Source organism: Sphingomonas parva (ex Maeng et al. 2020) (assembly GCF_004564275.1).
Lineage (GTDB): Bacteria > Pseudomonadota > Alphaproteobacteria > Sphingomonadales > Sphingomonadaceae > Allosphingosinicella > Allosphingosinicella parva.
This window is the reverse complement of the sequence record NZ_SPDV01000013.1, coordinates 39,476-65,860: the sequence shown is the minus strand read 5'-3', so window position 1 is coordinate 65,860 and position 26,385 is coordinate 39,476. Positions and strand designations below refer to the sequence as shown.

Sequence of the window (26,385 nt, the reverse complement as noted above, 5' to 3'; positions counted from 1 at the left end):
TATTTACCCGGATGATATTCCGTGTCAATATACCCGGGTAGAAATAAACGAAAGGCCGATATGAAGAGCGAGGACAGGAAGGCGGCCACGGCCGCGTGGAAGGAGCGCAAGGCGAGCGCCGGCATCTACGCCGTGCGGTGCGAACCCAGCGGCGAGGCCTGGGTCGGGCGCGCGCCGGATCTCGCGGCCGTGGAGAACCGCATCGGCTTTGCGCTGCGGATGGCGAGCACGCCGCACCGCAGTCTCCGTGACGCGGCCCGGGTCCACGGCGCGGACGCCTTTCGCTTCGAGGTGCTCGAGCGGCTGGACGAGGAGGAGGCGACCGGCCTCGGCCGCGACCGCATCCTGAAGGCGCGCCACGCGCATTGGGTGGAGGCGCTCGCTGCGACCGCGATTTAGGGCAGGCGACCTCTTGCCCGGTGCATGCGAGCGTCTTCAGGGAGAAGAAGCGGCGGCGCTCAACCCCTGGCGCGCGCCCTGATCTTGCTGATCGTCGTGGCGTTGGTGATCTGCTCGACGTCGGTCTTGAGGTGGAGCAGGCGTACGCCCTGCTGGCCGAGCGCCCGGTCGAGCGCCGGTGCGAAATCCTCCGTGGTCTCGACCGTCTCGGCCCAGGCGCCGAACGCGCGGGCAAAGGCGGCGAAATCCGGATTGACCAATTCGGTGCCGGACAGGCGCTCCGGATATTCGCGCTCCTGGTGCATCCGGATCGTGCCGTAGCTGCCGTTGTCGATGACCAGGACGAGGAGCGAGGCGCCGTAGCGCACCGCAGTCGCGAGCTCCTGGCCGTTCATCAGGAAATCGCCGTCGCCGGCCGGGCAGAGCACCTGCCGGTCGGGGAAGCGGATCGCCGCGGCGACTGCCGCCGGCAGGCCGTAGCCCATCGACCCGTTGGTCGGCGCGAGCTGGCACGGCGCCGTCCCGTAGCGCCAGTAGCGGTGGAACCAGCCGGAGAAATTGCCGGCGCCGTTGCACACGATCGTGTCCTCCGGCAGCACTTCGCGCATCCGGGCGACCGCCTGGCCGAGGTCGAGCGAGGTCTCGAGCGGCTTCGGCTCCGACCAGTCCCGCCATTCGGCATGCGCCTCGGCGCCGGCATCGAAATGGATGATCTCGTCCTCCCAGCTGGCGACGAGCTCGGCGAACTCGCGCATGTCGGCGCAGATCGGCAGGCAGGTGCGGTAGACGCGGTTCAGTTCGTTGGGATCGGGGTGGACGTGGACCAGCGTCTGGCCGGGATGATCGGGCGTCACCAGAGTATAGCCGTCGGTCGTCGCCTCGCCGAGCCGCGGCCCGACGACGAGCAGCAGGTCCGCGTTCCTGATCCGCTCGACCAGCTTCGGGTTCGGCCCGTAGCCGAGATTCCCGGCCCAGACGGGGGAGCTGTTCGGCAGCGCGTCCTGGCGGCGGAAGGCGCAGGCGACCGGAAGGCCGATGCGCTCGGCGAACTGGGCGAAATGGTGGGCGGTACCGGCATCCCAGCCGGCGCCGCCGACGATCGCCACCGGCGAGCACGCATCCTTCAGCAGGTCCATCAGCGTCGCGACCGCCATCGGGTCGGCGCTCTGCACGGCGGGGCAGACGCGCGGGCGGTCGACCGTGTCGACGCTGTCGCGCAACATGTCCTCTGGAAGCGCGAGCACCACCGGCCCGGGCCGGCCCGACATCGCCGTCGCATAGGCGCGGGCGACATATTCGGGGATGCGGGCGGCGTCGTCGATCCGCGCCGCCCATTTGGCGAGCGGGCCGAACATCGCGGCGAAATCGACCTCCTGGAAACCCTCGCGGTCGCGGTCGCCGCGCGCCACGTCGCCGATGAACAGGATCATCGGGGTGGAATCCTGGAAGGCGGCGTGGACGCCGATGCTGGCGTTGGTCGCGCCGGGGCCGCGGGTCACGAAGGCGACGCCCGGCCGTCCGGTCATTTTGGCGTCGGCCTCCGCCATATAGCCGACTCCGCCTTCCTGGCGGCAGACGACGAGGTCGATCTCGGGCGTGTCGTGCAACGCGTCGAGCACGGCGAGGAAGCTCTCGCCGGGAACGGTGAAGATGCGGTCGCAGCCTTGCGCCACCAGATTGTCGACCAGGATCCGTCCGCCGGTGCGGGTGGTCACTTGCTCTCTCCCCATCGCATGCCGCTCCTTTGCCGGGGGGACTAGGGCCTGTCCTCCGGCTTCGCAATCGCCGTCGCGGCCGACCTGCTGACACAAGTGTAGACGCTTGACCTGACCTTCGCGGAAAGTAGGACTCGGGACCACATCGCAAGGAGAGACACATTGACGAAGAGCGAGATGGCCGCCGCGCTGAACGAGAAGCAGGCGTTCCTTCCGGGCAAGCGCGTGAAGATCGACTTCGGCAGCGAGGGCGTAATCATGCTCGACGGCGGGGCGAGCCAGGTCAGCGAGACGGACGGCGACGCCGACACCACGATCAAGGTCTCCTGGGAGGACTGGCAGGCGCTCGGCGACGGCCGGCTCGACCCGATGACCGCCTTCATGTCGGGCAAGCTCAAGGTCGAGGGCGATATGTCCAACGCCATGCAGCTCCAGGGCGTGCTCGCCAAGCTCAAGGGCTGAGGCTCCCCACCGTCCGGATCCCTCTCCCCGGCGGGGAGAGGGCAGGCCGCGCCGGCAGAGAGCGCGGAGGGGCAAGGGTCCCTTGGTCGAGGGCACCCGCGGCGGGGCAAAGTTGAAACCTCATTCAGGTTTTCTTGACCGCCGCCCGCTTCCGCGATTATCGCCCGCTGGAACACTTGTGGAGCGGGTGCATGGACAAGATCTTCCCTAATGCCGGAGCAGCGCTCGAAGGGCTGCTGTTCGACGGCATGACCATCTGCGCGGGCGGCTTCGGCCTGTGCGGCATTCCCGAGCGGCTGATCGACGCGATCCGCGATTCGGGCGTCAAGGATCTCACCGTCGTGTCCAACAATGCGGGCATCGACAACGAGGGGCTCGGCAAGCTGCTGCGCACCCGCCAGATCCGCAAGATGATCTCGTCCTACGTCGGCGAGAACAAGGAGTTCGAGCGCCAGTATCTCGCCGGCGAGCTCGAGGTCGAATTCTGCCCCCAGGGCACGCTGGCCGAGCGCTGCCGCGCCGGCGGGGCGGGCATTCCGGGCTTCTACACCAGGACCGGGGTGGGCACGCTCGTCGCCGAGGGCAAGGAGCACAAGGATTTCGACGGCGAGACCTATATCCTCGAGCGGGGCATCCGCGCCGATCTCTCGATCATCAAGGGCTGGAAGGCGGACGAGGCCGGAAACCTGGTGTTCCGCAAGACGGCCCGCAACTTCAACCAGCCGATGGCGACCGCCGGGAAGATCTGCGTCGCCGAGGTCGAGGAGATCGTGCCTGTCGGCAGCCTGGACCCCGACGCGATCCATCTGCCGAGCATCTACGTGAAGCGGATGATCGACGGCAGCCCCTATGACAAGAAGATCGAGTTCCGCATGACGCGCGAGAGGGAGACCGCCTGATGGCCACGCAAGTCAAAGGTTGGGACCGCAACCAGATGGCCGCCCGCGCCGCGCGCGAGCTTCGCGACGGCTATTACGTCAACCTCGGCATCGGCATCCCGACCCTGGTGGCCAACAACATCCCGCAGGGCATGACGGTGACGCTGCAGTCGGAGAACGGCATGCTCGGCATCGGTCCGTTCCCCTACGAGGACGAGATCGATCCGGACCTGATCAACGCCGGCAAGCAGACGATCTCGCAGCTGCCGCAGTCGAGCTATTTCTCCTCCTCCGACAGCTTCGCGATGATCCGCGGCGGCCATATCGATCTCACCGTGCTCGGCGCGATGGAAGTGTCGGAGAATGGCGACATCGCCAACTGGATGATCCCGGGCAAGATGATCAAGGGCATGGGCGGGGCGATGGACCTCGTCGCCGGGGTCAAGAAGATCATCGTGGTGATGGAGCATACGTCCAAGAACGGCGATCCGAAGTTCATCCCGGCCTGCACCCTGCCGCTCACCGGCAAGAATGTCGTCGACATGATCGTCACCGATCTCGCCGTCTTCCAGCGGCCGGACCACCAGAGCCCCTTCAAGTTGATCGAGCTCGCGCCCGGCGTCACCGCCGAAGAGGTCGCGGCGAAGACCACGGCGAAATACCAGCGCTGAGGCGAGAGGCCCCTTCGGCGCGCCGGAGGGAGAGAAACGGAGGGGATGATGAAGACCTTGCTCGCTGTCGCCGCAATTGCCGTTGCCGCCGTCACCTTTGGTCCCGCCGCCGCGCAACCCGCGGCGCCGATCCAGATGTGGCGCCTCGATTGCGGCGAGATCCAGGTCTCGAACCTCGACGTCTTCTCCGACACTTTCGCTTATGTCGGCCAGAAGAAGACGCTGACCGACAGCTGCTATCTGATCCGACACGGCGAGAATTATCTGCTGTGGGACAGCGGCCTGCCGGGCGAGCTCGCCGGCAAGACGGCGCCGCCCTCCGGCCCGTTCACCATGTCGCTGAAGGCGCGAGTCACCGACCAGCTGGCGCGGATCGGGGTCCGGCCCGAGCAGGTCAATTTCGTCGGGATCAGCCACAATCACGACGATCATCTCGGTCAGGCCGCCGATTTCCCGAAGGCGACCCTGCTGATCGGCAGCGAGGATTATGAGGCGACCGCCAAGGGCCCCTCGGCCGCGCGGCTGGCGCCGTGGATCAAGGGCGGCACGAAGGTCGAGAAGATCGACCGCGATCACGACGTGTTCGGCGACGGCAGCGTCGTGATCCTCGACATGCCGGGCCACACCCACGGCCACCAGTCGCTGCTCGTGCGCCTCCCGCGCACGGGGCCGGTCCTGCTGACCGGCGATCTCTACCACTTCACCGAGAACATGCGCCGGCACGGCATGCCGAGCTTCAACGTCGATCGCTCCGACACGCTGGGATCGTTCGACCGTTTCGACACGATCGCGCGCAACCTCAAGGCGCGGGTGATCATCCAGCACGAGCCGGACGACGTCGCGAAGCTGCCCGCTTTCCCGCAGGCGGCAAACTAGGCGCAGCGCGCCGGGAGGCATCGATGAAGACCCTGCTTTCGCATGAGCCCGGCGGTCCCGAGACCCTCCGGCTCAGCGACGTTCCGGATCCCGAGGCAGGGCCGGGCCAGCTGCTGGTCGGCGTCAAAGCCTGCGCGATCAACTATCCGGACGTCCTGATCATCGAGGACAAATATCAGTTCAGGCCGCCGCGGCCGTTCGCGCCGGGCGGCGAGATCGCGGGCGTCATTGAGGCAATCGGCGAGGGCGTCTCGGGCTGGTCGGTGGGCGACCGCGTGCTTGCGATGGTCGGCCACGGCGGCCTTGCCGAAAAGGTGGTGGTCCCTGCCGCAACGGCGCTCCCGCTGCCGGAGGGGCGCAGCTTCGCCGAGGGCTCGGCGCTGATCCTCACCTACGCGACCTCGATCCACGCCCTGCTCGACCGCGGGCAGCTTCGCGCCGGAGAGACCCTGCTCGTGCTTGGCGCGGCGGGCGGCGTCGGTCTGGCCGCCGTCGAGCTCGGAGTCGCCTTCGGGGCCAAAGTGGTTGCCGCCGTCTCGTCGGAGGAGAAGGCCGAGGTGGTACGCGCCGCCGGGGCCGAGACGGTGTTCGTCTACCCGCGCGGACCGTTCGACAGGATCGAGGCCAAGGCGCTCGCCCAGTCGTTCAAGGAGGCCGTCGGGCCGGCCGGCGCGGACGTGATCTACGATCCGGTCGGCGGCGATTACACGGAGGCGGCGCTGCGCGCGGTCGCCTGGGAGGGACGCCATCTCGTCGTCGGCTTTCCCGCCGGCATTCCCAAGCTGCCTCTCAATCTCACCCTGCTGAAGAGCTGCGACGTCCGCGGTGTCTTCTGGGGCGCCTTCGCCGCGCGCGATCCCGAGGCCAATCGCCGCCACATCGAGACTCTGTTCCGCCTCTGGGACGAGGGGAAGATCGCGCCGAAGGTCAGCCGCACCTGGCCGCTCGAGCAGGGCGGGGAGGCGATCGCGCACATGGCCGCACGCAAGGCGCTCGGCAAGCTCGTGGTCGAGATGATCGGCTAGGGCCCGTCTCCGCCACCGCCGTCGATTGCACCGGAAGGCCGGGACGCCTATCTGACGGGGAAAGACAGAGCAGGGAGCGTCATGACCACTTTCGACGATCGCGAACGGGCCTTCGAGACTCGATACGCCCGCGACCAGGAGATGCAGTTCAAGATCACCGCGCGGCGCAACAAGCTGCTCGGTCATTGGGCTGCCGGCCTGATGGGCCTCACCCAGGCCGAAGCCGATGCCTATGCCAGCGAGGTGGTCCGCGCCGATTTCGAGGAAGCCGGCGACGAGGACGTCGTGCGCAAGCTGCTCGGCGACCTGACGTCGGCGGGGATCGATTGCGACGAGGCGCGGATCCGCACCGCGCTCGAGCACAAGACCGCCGAGGCCCGCCGCCAGCTGATCGAATCCCTGGGCTGAGGAGCCGGGCGCGATGCCGATGGCGGCCGAGGACATCGAGAAGCTGATCCTGGCGGGGATTCCCGACGCGCGCGTCGAGATCACCGATCTCGCCGGTGACGGCGATCATTATGCCGCCCGTGTCGTGGCGGAAAGCTTCAGGGGGATGCCGCGCGTCCGGCAGCACCAGCGCGTCTACGAGGCGCTGGGCGGACGCATGGGGGGCGCGTTGCACGCCCTCCAGCTGACCACCGCCACACCCGATTGAGACCCAAGGAAATCAGATCATGTCAGACGTCACCAGCCGCATCGACGACATCGTCCGCAACAAGGACGTCGTTCTCTTCATGAAGGGCTCCGCGCTCTTCCCGCAGTGCGGCTTCTCGAGCCGGGCGGTCGCCATCCTCGATCATCTCGGCGTCGCGTTCGACACCGTCGACGTGCTCCAGGACGCGGAGATCCGCCAGGGCATCAAGGAATATTCCGACTGGCCCACCATTCCCCAGCTTTACGTGAAGGGCGAGTTCGTCGGCGGCTCCGACATCATGATGGAGATGTTCGAGGCCGGCGAGCTCCAGCAGCTCCTCACCGAGCGGCAGGTCGCCAAGGCCGAGGATCGCGCCTGATCCGGTGCCGCCGCGGCGCCTTTGCGAGGTCCTGAAATGAGTGAGGCGGGCGGCGCGATCGGATGCGCCGCCCGCCTCTTGCTTTGGAAGCAAAGTGGACGCGGATAGAGATACACGCCGCGTGCCAGATCATGCCAAAGCCGGTTTTCCGCGGCTCGCGATGGTTCACGGCGATTAACCGTTCTTGCTTCTTGTAAAGCCTCCCGACAGCAGCACCTTTCTGACGGTTACATTCATCGGGCGTTCACCCAGCGAGTGACTACATCTGTAGTCACAAGGGGAGACATCGTCGATGGAACGCATAGCCGAAGGCGAGCTGGCGGTGATGGAGGTGCTCTGGGAGGAGTCGCCGCTCACCGCGGCCGAAGTCTCAGAGCGCGTGCCGGCGGAGCGGGGCTGGAGCCTCGCGACAGTGAAGACGATGCTGTCTCGGCTTCTCGGCAAGGGCGTCCTGTCCCACGAGGAAGACGGTCGGCGCTATCTCTATCGGCCGGTCCTGCGCCGCGAGGATTATGTCGCCGAAGAATCCGGCCGCCTGATCGACCGCATGTTCGGCGGACGGGTGACCCCTCTGGTCGCGCATCTCGCCGAGCGCGACCGCCTCACCCCGGCCGACATCGCCGAGATCGAGAAACTGCTGCGGGAGCTCAAGTCATGATCGGCTGGCTCGTCGAGACCCTTCTCACCGTCACCTTCCTGATGCTGCTGGTGCTCGTCATCCGCGGGCCGGTGACGCGCATGTTCGGAGCGGGCTGGGCCTATGCGCTCTGGACGGTTCCCGCCGCCCGGGTCGCGCTGCCGCCGCTGCCGCAGCTCACGCCCGATATTGCTCTTCCGGTCGCCGCCTTCACGCCGGTGGCGACAGGGAGTGCCGCGCCGTTGCCGGCTGACGCCGGACCTGGGCAGTGGGTGCCTTTGATGCTTGCCATCTGGGCCGGCGGCGCGGTCATCTTCATGACGCTGCAGTGGCTTGCCTCTCGCGATTTCGTGCAGCGGCTCAGGGCCAGCGCGCGGCCCGCGCGCCCGCCCAGCTACGGCGGGATCACGACGCTGGTGAGCCAAGCGGCGGAGGGGCCGCTCGCCCTCGGCCTCGTCCAGCGCCGCATCGTGCTGCCGTCCGATTTCCTGCTGCGCTACAACGTCGTCGAGCGGCGGCTGGCGCTCGAGCACGAGCTCACCCATCATCGTCGCGGCGACATCTGGTGGAACATGGCTGCCACCACCCTGCTCGCGCTCAACTGGTTCAATCCGATCGCCTGGGCGGCTTTCCGCGCCTTCCGCGCCGATCAGGAGCTCTCCTGCGATGCCGCCGTCGCGGCGCGGGCGAGCGCGGAGGAGCGCTCAGACTATGCCCGGGCGATGGTCAAGTCGGCGAGCCGGCCGGGGCTGATCGGCGCCTGTGCCCTGAACAGCGCCGACGCGCTGAAGCTGCGGCTGAGGATGATGCGCTGCCACCGCGTCAGCGGCGCCCGGCGCGCCGGCGGCGTGGCCGCGCTGGCCCTGTTCGCGACGGCAGGGTTCGCCGTCGGCAAGCCGGAGCACGTGCCTGCCGAGGCCGCCGCCCTTGCCGATTTCGCGGCGGCGGCGCCGCAGGGGCTGCTCATCGCCCAGGGCCCGGAGAGCCGCGCTCTCACCGTCGCGCCGGCCCTGGCTGCCGCGCCGCTGCGGCCGGCTCGGGCCGACGCGAGGCCGGTCCGCCGGGCGAAGGCGCATCACGCCCGTCGCAGCGCCGTGTCGCAGCTCGTGCGCCTGGCCGCGCCGGTCGTTCCGGCCTCTCCGGCCGTGGCGCTGGTCGCGACGGTCGCTCCGTCGCCCAGCGTCGATCCCGCGCCGCAGTTCGCCGAGGCGGCGCCGCCGCACCGCGCGATCCACGTCCGGCGGGTGATCCGGATCGAGCGCGAGCGGCTCGCCGACCGCCTGGCGCTCGGTGCCCCGGCGCTCCAGCCGGCCCACGAGCTCCAGGAAGCCATCGAGCGCGTGGGCGAGGCAGTGGAAGGGCAGGGCGGGGCGATGACGATCGAGGCGCTCGCCCGCATCCTCGAGGCGAAGGTCGAGCTGCGCGGGCTGCAGTCGCGAGCCCCGGCACTCTGGAACGACGAAGGCACGATTGGGGAGTGTGTGAAATGAACAAGGCCAGATTTCTCCTGAACGGCGTCACCGCCGCAGCCCTGCTCGGGCTCCCGGCGGCGGCGGCGCTCGCCCGCGAGCCCGACGGCAAGGGCGAGAGGAAGGAGATCCAGCGGATCATCGTCATCAAGGACGGGGAGGGCAAGGAGCACGCCGAGCGCCGGATCGAGGAAATCCGCCGCGGTCGCGACCTGGCCATGTCCGAATGCAAGGGTGAGCGCAGCGAGATCGACGAGCGCAGCGACAAGGAGCGGACCCGGATCCTGGTCTGCTCGACCCAGCTGAGCTCCGCCGACCGCACGAAGCGGCTCGAGGAGACGCTCGAGCGGATCCGCAAGGACGACCATCTCAGCGCCGAGCACAAGGCGAAGGTGGAGACGGCGCTCGAGCAGGCGATCGCCCGGCTGCGCGAGACGAAATAGGGCTGCGACCCTGGAGAAGGGCGGGAGGCGCAACGCCTTCCGCCCTTTGCGCATCCCTTGGCTTTGTGCCGCGGCGATGCCACATGGCGGCCATGGACGAATGGCCCACCGGCAGGATCGAACGGCTCGGGCCGCTGGTGCGGCGCCTGCTCGCGCCCAATCCTTCGCCGTTCACCTTCACCGGCACCCAGACCTATGTGATCGGCGAAGGCGAAGTCGCGATCATCGATCCGGGCCCCGACGTCGCCGCCCATGTCGAGGCGCTGCTCGCTGCCATCCGCGATGAACGGGTTGCGGCGATCGTTTGTACCCATACCCATCGCGACCACAGCCCGGCGAGCCGCGCGGTTCGGGCCGCGACCGGCGCGCCGATCGTCGGCTGCGCCGCCCTTGCCCTGGACGACGAGGGACCGCGTGCCGACGATGCTTTCGATGTCGACTATTCGCCCGATCGGGTGCTCGGCGACGGCGATCGGATCGCCGGGCCGGGCTGGACCCTGGAGGCGGTCGCGACCCCGGGCCACACGTCGAACCACCTTTGCTTCGCGCTGCCGGAGGCCTCGGCCCTGTTCAGCGGCGATCACGTCATGGGCTGGTCGACCACCGTGGTCGCGCCGCCCGACGGAGACATGGCCGATTATATGGCCAGCCTGGAGCGGCTGCGGACGCGCGCCGAGCGCCTTTACTATCCCGCTCATGGACCGGCGATCACGGATCCCCAGGCTCACCTTGATCGGCTGATCGCGCACCGACGCGGCCGCGAGCGCCAGATCCTCGACCTTCTTCGCGAGGGGCAGCAGGCGATCCCGCCGATGGTGGAGATCATCTACCGCGACGTCGATTCCCGGCTTCATCCGGCCGCCGCGCGGTCGGTGCTGGCGCATCTCATCGACATGCACTCGCGCGGCCTCGTCCGCCGGGCAGGCGAGGCGTGGCAGCCGGCATGAGGCGGCGCGCGATCCTTCTTCCGGCCCTGATCTCCGGCATGATCCTCGGCGGCTTGCTGGTTGCCTCGCTGAGGGTCGGCGACTGGTTCCGCGGCCCCGATCCGGAGATGCTCGCGGCGGCGAGCCTGCAGCCGGTTCCGATGCGGCTCGCCCGCGACGCGGCGCGGCGCGCGATCGAGCGCAGCTTCGCGATGCCGCTGAAGGCTGCCGGGAAGGACGCGAACGTCGCCGTCCGCTTCCTTGACCGGCCCGGATCCTTCGCAGCTCGAGCGGTCGCGGTCGTATGAGGATGTCTTGCGCGAAAGGCAGGCGGCGCGCGAGCGCCTCTGATAAAGGGAAGATATGAACGCACCGAACGCCAATCTTCGCGGTCTCGACCTGCGCGCCGAGATCGACCGCCTGCGCAAGGAGCGCAACGCGGTCATCCTCGCCCATTATTACCAGGAGCCTCAGATCCAGGACCTCGCCGATTTCGTCGGGGACAGCCTCGATCTGTCGCGCAAGGCGGCGGCGACCAACGCCGAGGTGATCGCCTTTTGCGGCGTGCGCTTCATGGCGGAGACGGCCAAGATCCTCTCGCCGGACAAGATCGTCGTGCTGCCGGACATGGCCGCCGGCTGCAGCCTGGAGGACAGCTGCCCGCCCGATCAGTTCAAGGCCTTCCGCGAGGCCCATCCCGACCATATCGCCCTCACCTACATCAATTGCTCGACCGAGGTGAAAGCGCTCTCCGACATCATCGTCACCAGCTCGTCGGCGGAGAACATCCTCGCGCAGATCCCGGCCGACCAGAAGATCATCTTCGGGCCGGACAAGAATCTCGGCGGCTATCTCAAGCGCAAGACCGGGCGCGACATGCTGCTCTGGCCGGGTGTCTGCATCGTCCACGAAGCCTTTTCCGAGACCGAGCTGCTGAAGCTTCGCGCCCAGCATCCCGGAGCGCCGGTCCTCGCCCATCCCGAGTGCCCGCCGCACATTCTCGATCATGCCGATCAGGTCGGATCGACCAAGGCTATCCTCGACTATGCGCTCGCCTCGGAGAGCGAGGTGATCATCGTCGCGACCGAGCCGCACATCATTCACCAGATGGAGAAAGCGGCGCCGCACAAGACCTTCATCGGCGCGCCCGGCGCCGACGGGAACTGCAATTGCAACATGTGCCCCTACATGGCGCTGAACACGATGGAGAAGCTCTACCTCGCCCTGCGCGACCTCGCTCCGCGGGTGGAGATCGACGAGGAGCTGCGCGTCGCCGCGAAAAGGTCGCTCGATCGGATGCTCGAAATGGCCGGCGGGACGGTCGGCAAGGGCGACGTCGGGCGCCCGATCTTCTCCGGCTCTTGACGCCCGGGGGCGGGGGAAGGGAGAGACGGGGAAAGCCCTCACTCGGAGTCTCGCCCTTGTACCGTCTCCTCGCTTCCACCGCCGCTGCCGGCCTGCTCATGATCGCCGCGGCGCAGGCCGCACAGCCGGCGGCGCCGGCTGCCGCCGCCAGCGCCGAAGACCCCTACCTCTGGCTGGAGGAGGTCGAGGGCGCGCGGGCCCTCGATCAGGTGAAGGCGTGGAACCGCGCCACCGAGGATCTGCTCACCAGCGACCCGAAATTCGCGAGCTACGAGAGTCGCGCACGCGCAATCCTCGACGACGAGCAGCAGATCGCCACGCCGGACCAGGTGATGGGCGATCTCGTCGCCAATCTGTGGCGCGATGCGGCGCATCCGCGCGGCATCTGGCGGGTCTCACCGCTCGCCGGCTACCGGAGCGGCAAGCCTGAATGGCGCACCGTCATCGACGTCGACGCGCTCGGCAAGCAGGAAAGCAAGAGCTGGGTCTGGCACGGGGCCGACTGCCTTGCCCCCGACTACCGCCGCTGCCTGATCTCGCTCAGTCCGGGCGGAACCGATGCGGACGTGGTGCGCGAGTTCGATCTCCAGACCGGCCGTTTCGTCGATGGCGGCTTCGTCCTGCCCGAGGCGAAGAGCTACGTCTCCTGGGTCGATGCGGACACGCTGATGGTGGTCTCCGATTTCGGGCCGGAGTCGCTGACCACGTCGGGCTACGGACGGATCGCCAAGCTGTGGAAGCGCGGCACGCCGCTCGCGTCCGCGCGCACGATCTTCGAGGGCGAGAAGGGTGACGTCTCGACCGCGCCCGTCGCCGTGCAGGATGGTGCGCGCCGCTGGGTCTTCGTTCGCCGCGGCAAGACGTTCTGGACCAGCGAGCATCGCCTGCTCACGTCCGCGGGCACGCTCGTGCCGGTGCCGCTGCCCGACGATGCCGAGTTCGAGGACGTGCTCGGCGGCCGCCTGATCGCCAAGCTGCAGAGCCCGCTCGAGGCCGGCGGCCGGACGTTCCCGGAAGGCGCGCTGGTCGCCTACAGCCTCGAGGAGGTTGCCGCGGGGCGCGCCGCGACCCCGGAGCTGGTGATGGCGCCGAGCGCCCGGCAGGCGATCGAGGAGGTCGCCAGCTCGGACAACGTTCTCTGGGTGAAGGCGCTCGAGGACGTCTCGGGCAAATTGTTCGCGCTGCGCCGCGGCGCCGACGGCCGCTGGGTCTCGTCGGCGGCCGCGCTCCCGGCCAACAGCACGGTGAGCCTGCTCTCGACCGCCGGCGCCTCGGACACGGCGTTCGCCACCGTCGAGAGCATGCTGAGCCCGCCGGCGCTCTACGCAATCGGCTTTGCGGGCGCCCCGGCCATCGTCCAGAGCCTGCCCGCCAGGTTCGACGCCAGCCGGTTCACCGTCGAGCAGCGCTTCGCCACGTCGAAGGACGGCACCCGCATTCCCTATTTCCTGGCTCGCAGGAAGGGCCTGAAAGGGCCGGTGCCGGCGTTGATCCATGCCTATGGCGGGTTCCGCGCGGCGCAGACGCCGACCTATCTCACTGGCCAACCATATCGTGCCGGGCCGCTCGGCATGTTCCTGGTCGAGGAGGGCAATGCCTACGTCCTCGCCAACATCCGCGGCGGCGGCGAATACGGGCCGGAATGGCACCGCTCGGTGCTCCGCGAGAACCGCCAGAAGAGCTTCGACGATCTTCACGCCGTCGCCGAGGATCTGATCCGCACCGGCGTCAGCGCCAAGGGCAAGATCGGCATCTCCGGGCGGTCCAACGGCGGCGTTCTCGTCGGCGCCGCGCTCACCCAGCGTCCGGACCTCTACTCGGCGGTGATCTCCGGCTCGCCGCTGCACGACATGAAGCGATACTCCCACCTGCTCGCCGGGGCTTCGTGGATCGGGGAATATGGCGATCCCGACAAGCCGGAGGACTGGGCCTTCATGTCCCGTTACTCGCCCTATCAGAACGTCCGCCGGGGCGTGAAATACCCGCCGGTCTTCTTCTACAGCTCGACCAAGGACGACCGCGTCCACCCGGGGCATGCCCGCAAGATGGCGGCGCGCCTGGGCGAGTATGGCAATCGCTTCTACTTCCACGAATATCTTGAGGGCGGCCATTCGGTCGGCGCGGACCATGCCGAGGATGCGAAGCGCGCGGCCTTGCTGATGGCCTATCTGAAACGCGAGCTCGGCGGAGCGGGGAAGTGAGCAACCCGATCGCGGGCTTCGATCTCCAGGCTTTCGTCGACGCCACACTGGCCGAGGATCTCGGCCCCGGAGGCGACATCACGTCGGATGCCGTCATTCCGGCCGGCGCCCGTTTTCGCGGCGTGATGGACACGCGCGACCCGATCGTCGTCGCCGGCCTTCCGATCGCCGCCGCCTTCTTCCGGGCGCTCGATCCCGACGCGGAAATCGAGCTGCTGGTCGGCGAGGGGGACAGCGTCCCGGCCGGAACCGACCTGCTCCGGGTGACCGGCAGAGCGCGCGCGCTGCTCACCGCGGAGCGCTCCGCCCTCAACACGCTGCAGCATCTCTCCGGCGTCGCGACGCTGACCCGCGCCTATGTCGACGCGATCTCCGGCACCGGCGCGACCCTGCTCGACACGCGCAAGACGCTGCCCGGCCTGCGTCTGCTCGAGAAATATGCCACGCGGATGGGCGGCGCCCGGAACCATCGGATCGGGCTCTGGGACGCGGCGATGATCAAGGACAATCATGTCGCGGTCGCCGCCGGCGTGGGAGAGGCCGTCCGCCGCGCCGTTGCCGCCGGGATCGAGCGGATCATCGTCGAGGTCGACACGATCGACCAGATCGAACCCGCGCTCGCCGCAGGCGCGACCCACCTGTTGCTCGACAACATGGATCCGCCTGCGCTTCGCCAGGCAGTCGCCCTCGTCGCTGGACGCGTGCCGACCGAAGCGAGCGGCGGAGTCACGCTGGAGAGCATTCGCGGCAAGGCGAAAACGGGCGTGACCTTCATCTCGGTCGGCCGGATCACGCAATCGGCTCCGGCGGCGGACATCGGTCTCGATTTCGCGCCGCTCTGACGTCCGGCTCAGCGCCGGTCGATCACCTCGCCCTCGATCAGCCGCGTCTCCGGATGATGCTTGTCCAGCCAGCGCTTGACGATCCGGAGGTTGCGGCTGTTCGAGCGAAAGGCGAAGTCAAACACGTCGCCGACCAAAGGTATCGCGCCGATCAGCGCGTCGAAGCCCACGTTGCCGCCCATCCGAACGAGATGGAACTTGGGCATGCCGAGATTGCGCGCTTCCCAGACCAGCCAGGCGCCCATCGCGGTGGTGACGAGATCGCCCACGACCGGCACCAGGCCGACCAATGCGTCCAGACCGACCCGATAGCTGGTCCCGGGCAGGACGAAGGCGCGCTCGAGCAGCGCTTCCATCGCCTCCAGCCGCCTCCGCACGGAGGCCGGATCGCGGCCCAGCGGCAGCTGGCCGGCCATCCTGTCGAAATCTTCCTGACGCATCGTCACTCTCCCTCTCCCGCCTCAGGGCTGCCCGCGGATCAGCTCACCCGCATAATGGCGAGCGAAAGGATTGGCGCGAAAGCCGGTCAGGCGCGGCGACACCAGCGACCATCGGATCGGCGTCGCGAGCGGAATGAACGGCGCTGCATCGGTGAGGATCCGATCGGCGTTGGCCAGCAGGCCGCGCCGGACCTGCGCGGTCGGGGCGATCCGCGCCGCCGCCATCATCTCGTCGGCGGTGGGATCGCAGACCCGACTGGCATCGCAGCCGAAGTGCCGCAAATACCAGCTGGCCAGTCCGATCGGCGCAACTTCGTCGATCAGGCGGAGATCGGCATTCCTCGCACTGGGATCGACCCGCTCGGCAGCCACACCCACCGCGGCCCAGTCCCGGCGCAAGGCTGCGAAAAGCAGGCGATGGCCGGGCGTGTCGCCAACCGCCACGCGGAGGCGAAGCGGACCGCCTGCCGCTGCGCCTGCAAGGGTTCGCGCCGCGAGCGCGCGGCGCTCGGCGAGCGGCAATCCGGACCAGGCGGGTGCAGCCGGCGAGAGCCTCTCGACCCCGGCGGGCATCAGCGTCTCGCGCGGCTGCAGGGTCGGCACGCCGAGCAGGCTGGCGAGTGCGCTGCGATCGATCGCCATGCTGAGCGCCTGGCGGATTTCGGCGCGGGCGAGCGGCCCTTCGACCGATGCGACGCTCAAGCCGAATAGGCCCGCAGCCGGATCGAAGACCAGGGCGTCGGTGGAGAGACCGGCGGCGCGGGCAATGGGAAGATCGTCCAGTTTCCCCCCGAGGACGAGGTCCACCTCCCGCTGCTGGAAGCGAACGATCGTGCTTGCCGCGCCGCTGCCGGAAAGCAGGATCGGCGGCGCCTTCGCCTCGGTTCCGTCCTCGCCCTCTTCCTCCGCTTGCGGGAGCGACAGCAGAATCGCGTCTCCCCGCGGCCCCAGGATGCGGTAGGGCCCCGATCCCTCTCCGTTCCTCAGAACTGCCATTTCCGGCTGGGCGAGAAGCTGCAGGAAATTTGGCCGCGGCGACTTGAGGCTGATCTCCAGCACCTCGTCGGTCATTGCGACGATCTGGTCGATGGCGCCGAGGATGGGTTTCAGCGGATTGCGGCTCGACGCGCTGGTTGCCGCCCGCAGCCGCGCCGCCACCTGTTCCGCCTTGACCGGCGTACCGTTGCTCCAGCTGACACGCGCCAAACGGAATGTGTAGCGCAAGCCGTCATCTGACAGGATCCAGCGCTGGGCGAGGGCAGGCTCGATCTCGCCCGCGGCATCGAAGCGGACCAGGCCTTGTGCGGCGGCTTCGACGAGGAAGGCGGAGGGCGGATCGAGCCGCTCGAGATTCGGGTTCGCCAGCTTTGGCGTGCCGCCGATCCCGCTCACCGCGATCGGGCCGGTATCCGTCTGTCCGCAGCCGGTCACCGTCGCCAGAGCGCACAAGGCCGCCGCAAGTCGCCACGTCATCACCATGCCGGGCTCGATAGCGCAGCGGCACGCGGAATTGCAGAGCCGGCGTGCCCGCCGGGCTCCCGGCGCTCCGATTGCTGCGCTGCGGCGAGATTCCCCGCCACTTCGGAGGAATGGCGGACGATACTGGAGCTATTCTGCATAATCTCGTCTATTCAACGATCTAGCCTGCGCTTATGGGGTAGGCCGAGGCTCGGCGAGAGCCGAAATTGTGGCCTTTGCAGCGCAGGGACTATTTTTTTCGCGCTGCATCCGCTAAAATGCTATTGCAAGCGGCAGAGGAGTTGAACCTTCTCGCCGCTTTCATTAGGTGTCCTGCTCGGCTCGTTCGCGTGCCGTGGTCCCAAGGGGAGATTCGAATATGGCTTCTAAGTTTCTGACCGGTCTGGTCGCGAGCGCTATGCTCGTGGCGCCGACCACCGGAGTCCTCGCGCAGAGCGCGCCGGCTCCCGCGGCCGAGACCGTCTCGTCCGACAGCGAGCTGCGCTCGGGCAACGGCCTGGTGTTCGGCGCTGTGTTCTTCACCGTTCTCGGCCTGCTGATCATTTTCCAGGACGACATCTTCGGTGACGACGACGTCGAGCCGGTTACCCCGTAATCGGACGACCCCCGAGGGTCATTGAGGGCGTCGCAGGCCTCGGTCTCGGAACGAGATCGGGCTTGCGGCGCCCTTTCTTATTGGCGGATCATCTCGCTTCGCCTGGCGCATGCTGGCCCATGGCTTTCCTGCCTCTTTGCCGAGCGGTCCGCCCATCGGCGTCCTGCGGGAGCGGCGCTCCCGGGCTGACCTGCGGCGCTTGTGATCCAGGCCCGGAACCCGCATGAGCGGCACCGTGCAATATTGGCTGGACCTGAAGACGCTCCTCATCGGGAAATCCGGCCTCGACGGTGATACGTTGCGCGTGCTCGCCTCGCTGCCGCTGCACCTGCTCTGCGCCCTTCTGCTGCGGCGACCGATCGCCAGTCTCTGGCCATGGCTGCTGCTCTTGCTCGTCGCCGGCGGCAACGAAGTCGGTTCCGCTTATGTGGACGGCGGGCTCGACCGGGCGGAGATCCGCGCGGGTGCGCGCGATGTCGCCCTGATGGTTGCGCTGCCGACGATGCTCCTGCTGGCCGCGCACGTGCGCCTGCTCTTTCCCCACCCACGGCCGGCAAGGACGACGATCCAGTTCGCAGCTCCGGCGCCGCCCCGCGCTGAGCCGATCGTCGACGCGGAGTTCGAGGAAATCGGCTGACGGCGGCACGTTCGCCGTCATGGCTAACGCTTCGTCAACCATGTTGAGGGTAGAAAAGGCGGTCGGCCACGCATCGCGCATGGCCTGGCGGACATGTGGGGGAGTCATGGCCAACAAGCGGGGGCGCGCATCGGCGCTCGAGACTGCTCAGGATGCGGTAATCGTCTCGGCCGAGCAGCTGCGGCAGCGGCGCCCGATATCGGTCTACCGGATGGCGAAATTCTCGGGGGCTCGGGGCGAATATCTCTGCCTGGTCAGGAGCATTTCCTCGCGCAGCCTCACGGCGCAGACACGGGCGTCGGTTGTCGTCGGCGAGCGGATCATGTTCGACTTCGGCAACGAGGCAAAGGAATGCACGGTCGGCAGCGTCGACGGCGGCTGCATCGGCGTCACCTTTGACGAGCCGGTCGACGTCCAGGCCTGGCTGGACAGCGGCGATGGTCAGCATCGCCGCGCCGCACCGAGAATCTCGATCGCGGCCCGGGCCAGGCTCCAGATCGGCAATCAGATCCTGTTCGTGACGGCGCGGAACATCTCCCAGGACGGAATCGGGATCGAGACCGACGACATCCTCGTCGAAGGGGATGCGCTGAAGGTTGCGCTCCGCGGCTGGCACGGCGCCATCGCCGGCACGATCACGCGGGTCGAGGGCGATTTCGCTGCCATCCGGTTCCTCCAGCCGCTCGGGTTCGAGGCGCTGTCGGAATGGCTCGCCGGGGCGGCCGCGCTGCGGCAGACGCCGCTGGGTGAGGGCGGCTACGACCTCGCCCGCTCCTGAGAGAGCAGGAAAGCGAGGGCCCGAGGCGGCAGGTCCAACTTGCCGGGTCTATGCGCGTCCGGCATAGCCCCGCCCAGAGTTGGCCGGCCCGCCTGGTTTTCACCGGGCGCATCCCACGGAGCGGGGCGCGATGCGGAAATTGTTGCTTGCCGCGCTGATATGCCTGCTCTTCTTCGTCGCGCTCGAATTCTGGATGTGGCTGCTCGACCTCGCCGTCCCGAGAGCCGGCCGGCCTGTGCCCGTCGCAATCCTCGGCGCCGCCGCGACGGCAGGGGTGGTCGGTTGGCTAGTGGCCCGATGGTGGCGGCATCGCTCCCGCGCCTGATCCGCCATTCGGCACGAGCCGGTAGAGGAACGGCCGCCGGAACATTCCGCCGAAATGATGGGGGTTGAAGCCGCGGAGCGCGATCCGGTTCACTCCAGCCCGCAGGTGACCGGCGAGATCGACATCCCAGCTGAAATGATAGTCGGTGAGCCACCAGGGCTCGTCATAGCCCCGGTGCCCGACCAGGCGCCCGTTCACGTAGAGCCAGGACTCGTTGAACAGGCCGGGGAACATCAGATGCGCGCCGGCGCGCGCGTCGGCCTCGCTCAGGTTCAGCTCGGTGCGATACCAATAATGGCCGAGCGCGCTTTGGCCGCCCTCCGCCAGCACCCCCTGGCCCTGAAGATAGAGGTCGGAGCGCACCGGCCGCCAGCCCGTGCCGACGCTTGCTTCCTCGTCGAGGAGCGGAGCGCTGGCCGGCCCGGGACCTTGTTGCCCACGATACCGCCAGTCTGCCGGCAATGGCGTCTCGACCTTGAACATCCAGCTCAGCGGGAGCCGCGCAACCAGATGTCCTGAGCTTCCATCCTGCAGTCCGCGGAACGAGGCATATTGCCGAACCTCGCCCTGCAGCCAGGCTGGGCTCTGCTCCTCGCCGCCCATCGGCGGGGAGGTGAAGAGAGGGTTGAGGGTCCGCAGCGCCGTCTGGGCCGCAATCGCTTTCTCTCCGGCGCGCGTCGCCGCTTCATAGTCGGCATCGCGTGCGGCAGCGGTGACGGTCTCCACATAAGCGGCGATCGCGTCGAACGATGCGCGGGTGAAGCGCATCCGCTCCCTGTAGGCCTCGCGGTCCCGGCTGCGGTGGCCGGATCGGGTCAGGGCCGCCTCGGCCGCCGCGAGGTCGTCGCGCAGGGCGAGCACGAGGGCAGGCGTGTAGATCGCAGGGATGGCAGGATATTCGTGTTCGGTGACGTTGGTCCGCGCCCAGGCTTCGTAGATGCGTCCCCAATAGCGGCGCATCGGGGCGGCGGCGGGGCCATAGAAGGCCGGGTAGAACTCCTCCAGCAACGCGTCCGGATCGGCGTCCGGATCCCACATCAACTGCCCACGAAAGAACAGGTTCAGGAACGTGGTCGCCAGAGCGCCCCGGCTTTCGGTCTGGACGCCGAGGATTCCCTGGTCCCGATAGATCTTCACATCCCGGGCAAAGACGTGGTGGGACGGATTGGGAAGGTCCCGCCACACGAGCATCCCCTGATCATAGTCATAGATGGCCAACCGGCCGTCCATCAGCTCGGACCAGCGCCCGACCATCTCGCGATATTCGTTGCGGGGCGGAGACCGCGGATCGTCCATGGCATGGTTCGGATCGATGTCGATCGGCGCGATCCACATCACCAGATTCGGTGCGACGGTCCTCACCTTGAGCGGCGGGCGGGTGACGTTCACATACGCCATGCCGCCGAGCAGCGAAGCGCTGTCCGGATGTTTCTGCCGCAGGATGCGCGCGACATTGTTGTACAGGGTCAGCATCGCGTCGGTCAGCGACGGCTTCAGCATGTAGGGGTCGTAATCGCCGCCGAGCGCCCGATCGCCGGGATCCTCGTTGACATAGCTGCCGTCCGCGATCGCCAGGCTTATGTCGCGCCCGGCGGCATAGTCCGCCTCGATGCGCGCGGCGACATGCTCCGCCGTCCCGGGCGCGGAGAAGGGAACGTTGAAATGGGTGCCGCCGGGCGGCGCGAGCTCCGCGGTATATTGATCGAGCGCGTGGCCGTAGCCCGGGGCGGTCGCTTCCGACATGAAATTGCGGTGGCGGAACTCGTCGGCGCCGGTCGTGTCCCCGTTCCAGGCGAGCCAGTAGCGGCGGATCTCGAAGGGCGGCGCGTAGGCGAAGTCGAGCCGGCCGACGGAGAGGCGCCGGTGCTCGGGCACGAATTCGCCGAATGCGGTCGGCATGTACCAGCGGCAGCCCCATTGCTGCAGCAGCCACGAGACCGCGAAATAATGGGATTCATCGTTAGAGCCGGCGACGTAGAGCCGGTTTCCCTCGCGGCGGACGGAGATCGCGTCGGACTGGACGAGCGCATCCTTTTTGGTCCTGTCGAGCAGCGCCTGGCGGGTGACGGCGTCGGCCGCCGCTGCGGCGCTGCCGATCACGATCGCCGGCGCATCGGCGGGCGCGGAGGTGACGATCTGTGGTGCCGCGCCGCTCATCATGCCGATGTACTTGCGCAGATCGGCGGCGGCCCGGCGCTCCCATTCTCCGGGGTCGGCGCCGATCACGATGGCCGCGCGCGCCGCCTTGCCGTCGGCGATCACCAGTTCGGGCACCCCGGCCGCGCCGATCATCCTGGCGGAGGCGGGCGTCGCGAGGAGAATTGCGACGATGAAAGCGATACTTTTCCGGGGCACCCCCCCGCTTAGTCGGCGCATAGCATGGCGACAAGCGCGGTGCCGGCGCGGCGTGCCCTTGGCACGATCCGGCGCGGCAAGCAGCAGCGACTGGTGCGGACGGCGGGACTCGAACCCGCACGCCCCGAAGGGCAGAAGATTTTAAGTCTCCGGCGTCTACCGGTTCCGCCACGCCCGCGTCGGTGCATGCTGTGCCGCTACGCGGCCCGGCGATGCAAGATGTTTCGTTGGCTGAGCGGGCGCGGGGCTGCCGCTCCGGCGGTTATTCCGCGGCCGTGACCTGGCTGAGGTTCAGGCGCTCGCGCATTTCCTTGCCCGGCTTGAAATAGGGGACGCGCTTGGCGTCGACATCCACGGTGTCGCCGGTGCGCGGGTTGCGCCCCTTGCGCGCATCGCGTTCGCGGGTCGAGAAGGCGCCGAAGCCGCGAAGCTCGACGCGGCCGCCCTGCTGAAGCTGATCGATGATCGAATCGAAGAAGGCGGAAACCACCCGCTCGATTTCCTTGCCCGTCAGATCGGGATGATCGTCGCAGAGTTTCTGGACCAGCTCGGAACGGATCACGGGCTACCCCCCCAAATTATCGCGTTACAAATATAGCAGAGGTCGCCGGCCCCCCAAAGCCGTCACCGCTAATCCAAGTTAGACAGCAAGTTTTTCCGAAAGGCAAGGGCAGGCGGCTGGTCCCGCCGGCGGAAAATCGCCCGTTTCGAGCCACCTGCCGCATCTCAGGACGGAAGCACAGGGCCTCAGGGCAGGCGACCGGTGCGGCCGCCTGCCCCTCGATCCTTAGCGGTCGGCCTTCTGCTTCAGGGCCTCGCCGAGGATGTCGCCGAGCGACGCGCCCGAGTCGGACGAGCCGTACTGCGCAACCGCCTGCTTTTCTTCGGCAATCTGAAGCGCCTTGACCGAGAAGTTCGGCTTCTTCGAGCGATCGAAGCCGATCACCATCGCGTCGAACTTCTGGCCGACCTGGAAACGCTCCGGACGCTGCTCGTCGCGGTCGCGGCCGAGGTCGGTCCGCTTGATGAAGCCGGTCGCGCCGTCGTCGCCGACCTGGACCTCGAGGCCGCCGTCGCGGACTTCGAGAACGGTGACGGTGACGGTCTCGTTCTTGTTGACGCCGCCCGACGCGCCGCCCTTGGCGACGCCGCCGCGCTCGAGCTGCTTCATGCCGAGGCTGATGCGCTCCTTCTCGACGTCGACGTCGAGCACGACCGCACGGACGCTCTCACCCTTGCGGTGCAGGTTGAGCGCTTCCTCGCCGGTGACGCCCCAGGCGATGTCCGACATGTGGACCATGCCGTCGACATCGCCGTCGAGGCCGATGAACAGGCCGAACTCGGTGGCGTTCTTGACCTCACCCTCGACTTCGGTGCCGACCGGATGCTGCTCGGCGAAGGCCGCCCACGGATTGGCCTGGGCCTGCTTGAGCCCGAGGCTGATCCGGCGCTTGTCCTCGTCGACCTCGAGCACGGCCACGTCGACCTCCTGCGAGGTGGACACGATCTTGCCCGGGTGAACGTTCTTCTTGGTCCAGCTCATCTCGGAGACGTGGACGAGGCCCTCGATGCCGGCTTCGAGCTCGACGAACGCGCCGTACTCGGTGATGTTGGTCACCCGGCCGCGGAACACGCCGCCGACCGGATACTTGGCGCCAGCGCCTTCCCACGGATCCGCCTCGAGCTGCTTCATGCCCAGGCTGATGCGCTGGGTCTCGCGGTTGATGCGGATGATCTGGACGCGGACGGTATCACCGATGTTGATGACTTCCGACGGATGGTTGACGCGCTTGTAGCTGATGTCGGTGACGTGCAGCAGGCCGTCGATGCCGCCGAGATCGACGAACGCACCGTAATCGGTGATGTTCTTGACCACGCCTTCGACCACCTGGCCTTCGGCGAGCGACTGGATCAGGCCCGAACGCTGCTCGGCGCGGGTCTCTTCGAGGATGGCGCGGCGCGAGACCACGATGTTGCCGCGGCGGCGGTCCATCTTCAGGATCTGGAACGGCTGCGGGATGTCCATCAGCGGGGTGACGTCGCGGACCGGGCGGATGTCCACCTGGCTGCCCGGGAGGAAGGCGACGGCGCCGCCGAGGTCGACGGTGAAGCCGCCCTTGACGCGGCCGAAGATCACGCCCTCGACGCGGTTGCCGGCGGTGAATTCGGTCTCGAGCTTGTCCCAGGCTGCTTCGCGGCGGGCGCGGTCGCGGCTGAGCATCGCTTCGCCCTGGTGGTTCTCGACGCGGTCGACATAGACTTCGACCTTGTCGCCGACGCTGAGCTCGGCCTTCTGGCCGGGCGCGGCGAACTCGCGCAGGGGAACGCGGCCTTCGGACTTGAGGCCGACGTCGATCACCGCGTGATCGTTCTCGATGGCGGTGACGGTGCCGGTGACGACGCGGCCTTCGAAGCCTTCGTTCTCGCCGCCGAGCGTCTGATTGAGGAGCGCCGCGAAATCGTCGCGGGTAGGCGTTGCCGTGGTGGCCATGTATCTTCCTTCGTTCGTTTTTTGCCGGCCGCCGGTTGTCTCCGACGGTCTTTTGACCCGACTGCCGCATCGGCCCCATGCCGAATGCGGCTGCCCGCGCGGGCGATCGGCGATCGCTGGAAGACTGCGAACGGATAAGCAAAATGAGCGCGTCAAGGCGGCCGATGGCAGCCCCGCGCGCTTATCCCGAGCCTTCACAGGCGCTTACCGCCCGCTGGACGGGGCGGCATATAGAGGAGGGGCGGGAGAGGAGCAAGGGCGATCTCCCCGCCGGTAGAGATCGCGCCCTCCCTTGACGTTGCGGCGGCGCTCGTGAAGATTCCGGCGGGAGAGGGGGGGCTCCTTGGCCAGCCTGGAACTGAGCAACGTCCGCAAGGCCTATGGCGCGACGCCGGTGCTGGACGATGTCTCGCTGACCATGGCCGCGCGCGAGTTCGTCGCCTTCCTCGGGCCGTCGGGCAGCGGCAAATCCACCCTGCTGCGGATCATCGCCGGCCTCGAGACCGCCGATGCAGGCGAGGTCCGGCTCGACGGGCGCCGGATTGATACCCTTGCTCCGGGCGATCGCGGCGTCGCCATGGTGTTCCAGCATTATGCGCTCTACCCGCACATGAGCGTCCGCGAAAACATGGCCTTCGGCCTGCGCAACGCCGGCGTGCCGCGCCAGGAGATCGCCGCCCGCATCGACGAGGCGGCGCGGGTCCTGGAGATCGAGACCCAGCTCGACAAGAAGCCGGGACAGCTCTCCGGCGGACAGCGCCAGCGCGTCGCGATCGGCCGCGCGATCGTCAAGCAGCCGAGGCTGTTCCTGCTGGATGAGCCTCTCTCCAACCTCGACGCCGCTCTGCGGACCCGGACCCGGGTCGAGCTCGCCCAGCTGCGCCAGAGGGTCGACGCCGCCGTGATCATGGTCACCCACGATCAGGCCGAAGCGATGACCCTCGCCGACCGGATCGTGGTGATGCACGATCGCGCCATCCAGCAGATCGGCGCACCGATGGAGATCTACGGCCGGCCCGCGAACGCCTTCGTCGCGCGCTTTGTCGGATCGCCGGCGATGACTCTGGCGCCGGTCTCGCTGCTTGCCGACGAGAGCGCATTCGCCGCAGTGCGCCTGGGAGAGGGGGCACGCATCGAAACCAGGGTGCCGCGGGATGGCCTCGCCGTCGGTGCGCCGCTCGAGCTCGGGGTGCGCCCGGAGAACGTGCAGGTTGTCGAGACGTCGGGCGGGGTCCCTGAGGCGAAGGTCGAGCTGGTCGAGCGGCTGGGAGACCGGACCTTCGTTTATGCTCGCCTCGCCGACGGTCTTTCGATCACCGCCGAGGACGCGGGCGGAAGCCGGGTGCGGATCGGCGACACGATCGGCCTGCGCATCGATGGCGCCGCCGTCCACCTGTTCACGCCGGACGGCCGCGCCCGCCACGCCGCGGCCGCTGCCGCGTGACGGCGGGGCGGCCCGCCCGCCGCCTCGAGGGGCTGGCCTTCGTCACGCCCTTCCTGATCGTCTATCTCGTCATCCTCATCTACCCGCTGCTGATGGGGTTCGTCCTCAGCTTCCAGCGCGCCGATCTGTTTGGCGCGCGCACCTTCGTCGGCATCGACAATTACGCGCGCCTCGCCGCCGATCCGGTCTTCCACCAGGCGCTCGGCAACACCTTCAAGCTCACGCTGCTGATCGTCCCGGCGCTGACCGTGATCACGCTGGCGCTGGCGCTGGCGCTGAACCGGCCGACGCGCGGCGCCGCCTGGCTCCGCGGCCTGTTCTTCTCCTCCTCCGTCCTCTCGGTGACGATCGTCACCCTGATCTGGCGCTTCGTGCTGACCCCGGACGCCGGGCTGGTCGCCGAGATCCTGCAGGCGATCGGAGCCGAGCCGATCCCGTTCCTCAGCGATCGCAACCTCGCCATTCCCGCGCTCGCGGTGACCACCATCTGGTGGAGCATAGGGCTGCCGATGATGCTGTTTCTGGCCGGCCTGCAGCAGATCCCGGAAGACATTTACGAGGCGGCGGCGCTCGACCGGGCCGGGCGCTGGACGCGCTTCTGGCGCATCACTCTGCCGTCGCTGCGCCGCACCGTGATCCTCGTCGTCATGCTGCAGACGGCCGCGCAGCTGCAATTGTTCGGCCAGGCGCAACTGCTGACCGCGGGCGGGCCGAGCGGGGCCTCGCGTCCGGTGGTGCTGTTCATCTACGAGGCGTCGTTCGTCCGGTGGGAGCTCGGCTACGCCGCCGCGGCCGCCGAGATCCTGTTCATGCTCGTGCTCCTGGTCACGCTCGCGCAATATTGGGCGGCGCGGCCGCGCGAGGGGGAGTGAGCATGGCGGCCCGACGGCTCTCGCCGCTTGCTCTCGGAGGGCTGGTG

At 68.2% G+C, this 26,385-nt stretch carries 28 protein-coding genes and 1 tRNA gene; 22 read left to right on the top strand and 7 right to left on the bottom strand.

Annotated elements, in window-relative coordinates:
• The first annotated feature begins 60 nt into the window (after nucleotides 1-60).
• Nucleotides 61-399 (top strand): GIY-YIG nuclease family protein, encoded by a 339-nt coding sequence (locus tag E2493_RS08675; protein ID WP_135085760.1) that lies wholly within the window; start codon nucleotides 61-63, stop codon nucleotides 397-399.
• Nucleotides 400-458: 59 nt separating this feature from the next.
• Here E2493_RS08675 and E2493_RS08670 read toward each other — a convergent pair whose 3' ends face one another.
• Nucleotides 459-2,114, bottom strand: a complete 1,656-nt coding sequence (locus E2493_RS08670) for a thiamine pyrophosphate-binding protein (protein ID WP_404828304.1) — start codon at nucleotides 2,112-2,114, stop codon at nucleotides 459-461.
• A gap of 162 nt (nucleotides 2,115-2,276) precedes the next feature.
• Between E2493_RS08670 and E2493_RS08665 the strand changes: the two genes are divergently transcribed.
• The 16 genes from E2493_RS08665 to nadC all read left to right on the top strand — a co-directional run bounded on the left by E2493_RS08665 (nucleotide 2,277) and on the right by nadC (nucleotide 14,922).
• A complete protein-coding gene (locus tag E2493_RS08665; RefSeq protein WP_225421253.1) occupies nucleotides 2,277-2,576 on the top strand; it encodes an SCP2 sterol-binding domain-containing protein in 300 nt (99 codons plus the stop codon).
• Nucleotides 2,577-2,767: 191 nt separating this feature from the next.
• Nucleotides 2,768-3,475, top strand: a complete 708-nt coding sequence (locus E2493_RS08660) for a CoA transferase subunit A (RefSeq protein ID WP_135085756.1) — start codon at nucleotides 2,768-2,770, stop codon at nucleotides 3,473-3,475.
• Nucleotides 3,475-4,125, top strand: coding sequence for a 3-oxoacid CoA-transferase subunit B (locus E2493_RS08655; protein WP_135085754.1), 651 nt, complete (start codon nucleotides 3,475-3,477; stop codon nucleotides 4,123-4,125). Before E2493_RS08660 ends, E2493_RS08655 begins: the two co-directional genes overlap by 1 nt.
• Before the next feature lie 48 nt (nucleotides 4,126-4,173).
• Complete coding sequence (locus E2493_RS08650; RefSeq protein WP_135085752.1) at nucleotides 4,174-5,001, top strand: N-acyl homoserine lactonase family protein; 828 nt, start codon at nucleotides 4,174-4,176, stop codon at nucleotides 4,999-5,001.
• Nucleotides 5,002-5,024: 23 nt separating this feature from the next.
• Entirely contained in the window at nucleotides 5,025-6,026 is a 1,002-nt protein-coding gene (locus E2493_RS08645; protein WP_191992982.1) for an NADPH:quinone oxidoreductase family protein, read from the top strand.
• Between the two features lie 81 nt (nucleotides 6,027-6,107).
• Complete coding sequence (locus tag E2493_RS08640; RefSeq protein WP_135085750.1) at nucleotides 6,108-6,434, top strand: DUF1476 domain-containing protein; 327 nt, start codon at nucleotides 6,108-6,110, stop codon at nucleotides 6,432-6,434.
• A 13-nt stretch (nucleotides 6,435-6,447) separates the two neighbouring features.
• On the top strand, nucleotides 6,448-6,681 hold the full coding sequence (locus tag E2493_RS08635) for a BolA family protein (RefSeq protein WP_135085748.1): 234 nt from the start codon (nucleotides 6,448-6,450) through the stop codon (nucleotides 6,679-6,681).
• A 19-nt stretch (nucleotides 6,682-6,700) separates the two neighbouring features.
• Nucleotides 6,701-7,039, top strand: coding sequence for a Grx4 family monothiol glutaredoxin (gene grxD / locus E2493_RS08630; RefSeq protein ID WP_135085745.1), 339 nt, complete (start codon nucleotides 6,701-6,703; stop codon nucleotides 7,037-7,039).
• A 292-nt stretch (nucleotides 7,040-7,331) separates the two neighbouring features.
• The gene (locus E2493_RS08625; protein ID WP_135085743.1) at nucleotides 7,332-7,697 is read left to right on the top strand and encodes a BlaI/MecI/CopY family transcriptional regulator; all 366 of its coding nucleotides are present in this window, start codon (nucleotides 7,332-7,334) and stop codon (nucleotides 7,695-7,697) included.
• The gene (locus E2493_RS08620) at nucleotides 7,694-9,166 is read left to right on the top strand and encodes a M56 family metallopeptidase (RefSeq protein ID WP_135085741.1); all 1,473 of its coding nucleotides are present in this window, start codon (nucleotides 7,694-7,696) and stop codon (nucleotides 9,164-9,166) included. The genes E2493_RS08625 and E2493_RS08620 overlap by 4 nt, the downstream gene beginning before the upstream one ends.
• Nucleotides 9,163-9,588, top strand: a complete 426-nt coding sequence (locus E2493_RS08615) for a hypothetical protein (RefSeq protein WP_135085739.1) — start codon at nucleotides 9,163-9,165, stop codon at nucleotides 9,586-9,588. Before E2493_RS08620 ends, E2493_RS08615 begins: the two co-directional genes overlap by 4 nt.
• A gap of 83 nt (nucleotides 9,589-9,671) precedes the next feature.
• The gene (locus E2493_RS08610; protein ID WP_135085737.1) at nucleotides 9,672-10,535 is read left to right on the top strand and encodes an MBL fold metallo-hydrolase; all 864 of its coding nucleotides are present in this window, start codon (nucleotides 9,672-9,674) and stop codon (nucleotides 10,533-10,535) included.
• Nucleotides 10,532-10,822 carry a hypothetical protein gene (locus E2493_RS08605; protein WP_135085735.1) on the top strand — a complete coding sequence of 97 codons (291 nt, stop codon included), beginning with the start codon at nucleotides 10,532-10,534 and terminating at the stop codon, nucleotides 10,820-10,822. Before E2493_RS08610 ends, E2493_RS08605 begins: the two co-directional genes overlap by 4 nt.
• A 55-nt stretch (nucleotides 10,823-10,877) precedes the next feature.
• A complete protein-coding gene (nadA, locus tag E2493_RS08600) occupies nucleotides 10,878-11,879 on the top strand; it encodes a quinolinate synthase NadA (protein ID WP_135085733.1) in 1,002 nt (333 codons plus the stop codon).
• A gap of 98 nt (nucleotides 11,880-11,977) precedes the next feature.
• Entirely contained in the window at nucleotides 11,978-14,080 is a 2,103-nt protein-coding gene (locus tag E2493_RS08595) for a prolyl oligopeptidase family serine peptidase (protein WP_135085836.1), read from the top strand.
• Nucleotides 14,077-14,922, top strand: coding sequence for a carboxylating nicotinate-nucleotide diphosphorylase (nadC, locus tag E2493_RS08590; RefSeq protein ID WP_135085731.1), 846 nt, complete (start codon nucleotides 14,077-14,079; stop codon nucleotides 14,920-14,922). The genes E2493_RS08595 and nadC overlap by 4 nt, the downstream gene beginning before the upstream one ends.
• Before the next feature lie 8 nt (nucleotides 14,923-14,930).
• Here nadC and E2493_RS08585 read toward each other — a convergent pair whose 3' ends face one another.
• Nucleotides 14,931-15,362: a DUF4112 domain-containing protein gene (locus E2493_RS08585; RefSeq protein ID WP_191992981.1), complete on the bottom strand. Its 432-nt coding sequence runs from the start codon at nucleotides 15,360-15,362 to the stop codon at nucleotides 14,931-14,933.
• A 21-nt stretch (nucleotides 15,363-15,383) separates the two neighbouring features.
• A complete protein-coding gene (locus tag E2493_RS08580; protein WP_135085728.1) occupies nucleotides 15,384-16,835 on the bottom strand; it encodes an ABC transporter substrate-binding protein in 1,452 nt (483 codons plus the stop codon).
• 364 nt (nucleotides 16,836-17,199) lie between these two features.
• Between E2493_RS08580 and E2493_RS08575 the strand changes: the two genes are divergently transcribed.
• From E2493_RS08575 to E2493_RS08565, 3 genes are all read left to right on the top strand, one after another.
• Nucleotides 17,200-17,436 carry a hypothetical protein gene (locus E2493_RS08575; protein ID WP_135085726.1) on the top strand — a complete coding sequence of 79 codons (237 nt, stop codon included), beginning with the start codon at nucleotides 17,200-17,202 and terminating at the stop codon, nucleotides 17,434-17,436.
• A gap of 223 nt (nucleotides 17,437-17,659) precedes the next feature.
• Nucleotides 17,660-18,073 (top strand): hypothetical protein, encoded by a 414-nt coding sequence (locus E2493_RS08570; protein WP_135085724.1) that lies wholly within the window; start codon nucleotides 17,660-17,662, stop codon nucleotides 18,071-18,073.
• 106 nt (nucleotides 18,074-18,179) lie between these two features.
• Nucleotides 18,180-18,851: a PilZ domain-containing protein gene (locus E2493_RS08565; protein WP_167737453.1), complete on the top strand. Its 672-nt coding sequence runs from the start codon at nucleotides 18,180-18,182 to the stop codon at nucleotides 18,849-18,851.
• A gap of 286 nt (nucleotides 18,852-19,137) precedes the next feature.
• Here E2493_RS08565 and E2493_RS08560 read toward each other — a convergent pair whose 3' ends face one another.
• The 4 genes from E2493_RS08560 to rpsA all read right to left on the bottom strand — a co-directional run bounded on the left by E2493_RS08560 (nucleotide 19,138) and on the right by rpsA (nucleotide 24,022).
• Nucleotides 19,138-21,468, bottom strand: a complete 2,331-nt coding sequence (locus tag E2493_RS08560; RefSeq protein WP_225421250.1) for a DUF4838 domain-containing protein — start codon at nucleotides 21,466-21,468, stop codon at nucleotides 19,138-19,140.
• A gap of 154 nt (nucleotides 21,469-21,622) precedes the next feature.
• Nucleotides 21,623-21,709 (bottom strand) — tRNA-Leu (locus tag E2493_RS08555).
• An 84-nt stretch (nucleotides 21,710-21,793) separates the two neighbouring features.
• Complete coding sequence (locus tag E2493_RS08550; protein WP_135085718.1) at nucleotides 21,794-22,093, bottom strand: integration host factor subunit beta; 300 nt, start codon at nucleotides 22,091-22,093, stop codon at nucleotides 21,794-21,796.
• A 225-nt stretch (nucleotides 22,094-22,318) separates the two neighbouring features.
• Nucleotides 22,319-24,022 (bottom strand): 30S ribosomal protein S1, encoded by a 1,704-nt coding sequence (gene rpsA, locus E2493_RS08545; protein WP_135085716.1) that lies wholly within the window; start codon nucleotides 24,020-24,022, stop codon nucleotides 22,319-22,321.
• Nucleotides 24,023-24,365: 343 nt separating this feature from the next.
• On the opposite strand from rpsA, the gene E2493_RS08540 reads away from it, so the two are divergent.
• Nucleotides 24,366-25,466, top strand: a complete 1,101-nt coding sequence (locus E2493_RS08540) for an ABC transporter ATP-binding protein (protein ID WP_135085714.1) — start codon at nucleotides 24,366-24,368, stop codon at nucleotides 25,464-25,466.
• Nucleotides 25,463-26,338 carry a carbohydrate ABC transporter permease gene (locus E2493_RS08535; protein WP_225421248.1) on the top strand — a complete coding sequence of 292 codons (876 nt, stop codon included), beginning with the start codon at nucleotides 25,463-25,465 and terminating at the stop codon, nucleotides 26,336-26,338. Before E2493_RS08540 ends, E2493_RS08535 begins: the two co-directional genes overlap by 4 nt.
• Nucleotides 26,339-26,385 lie beyond the last annotated feature (47 nt).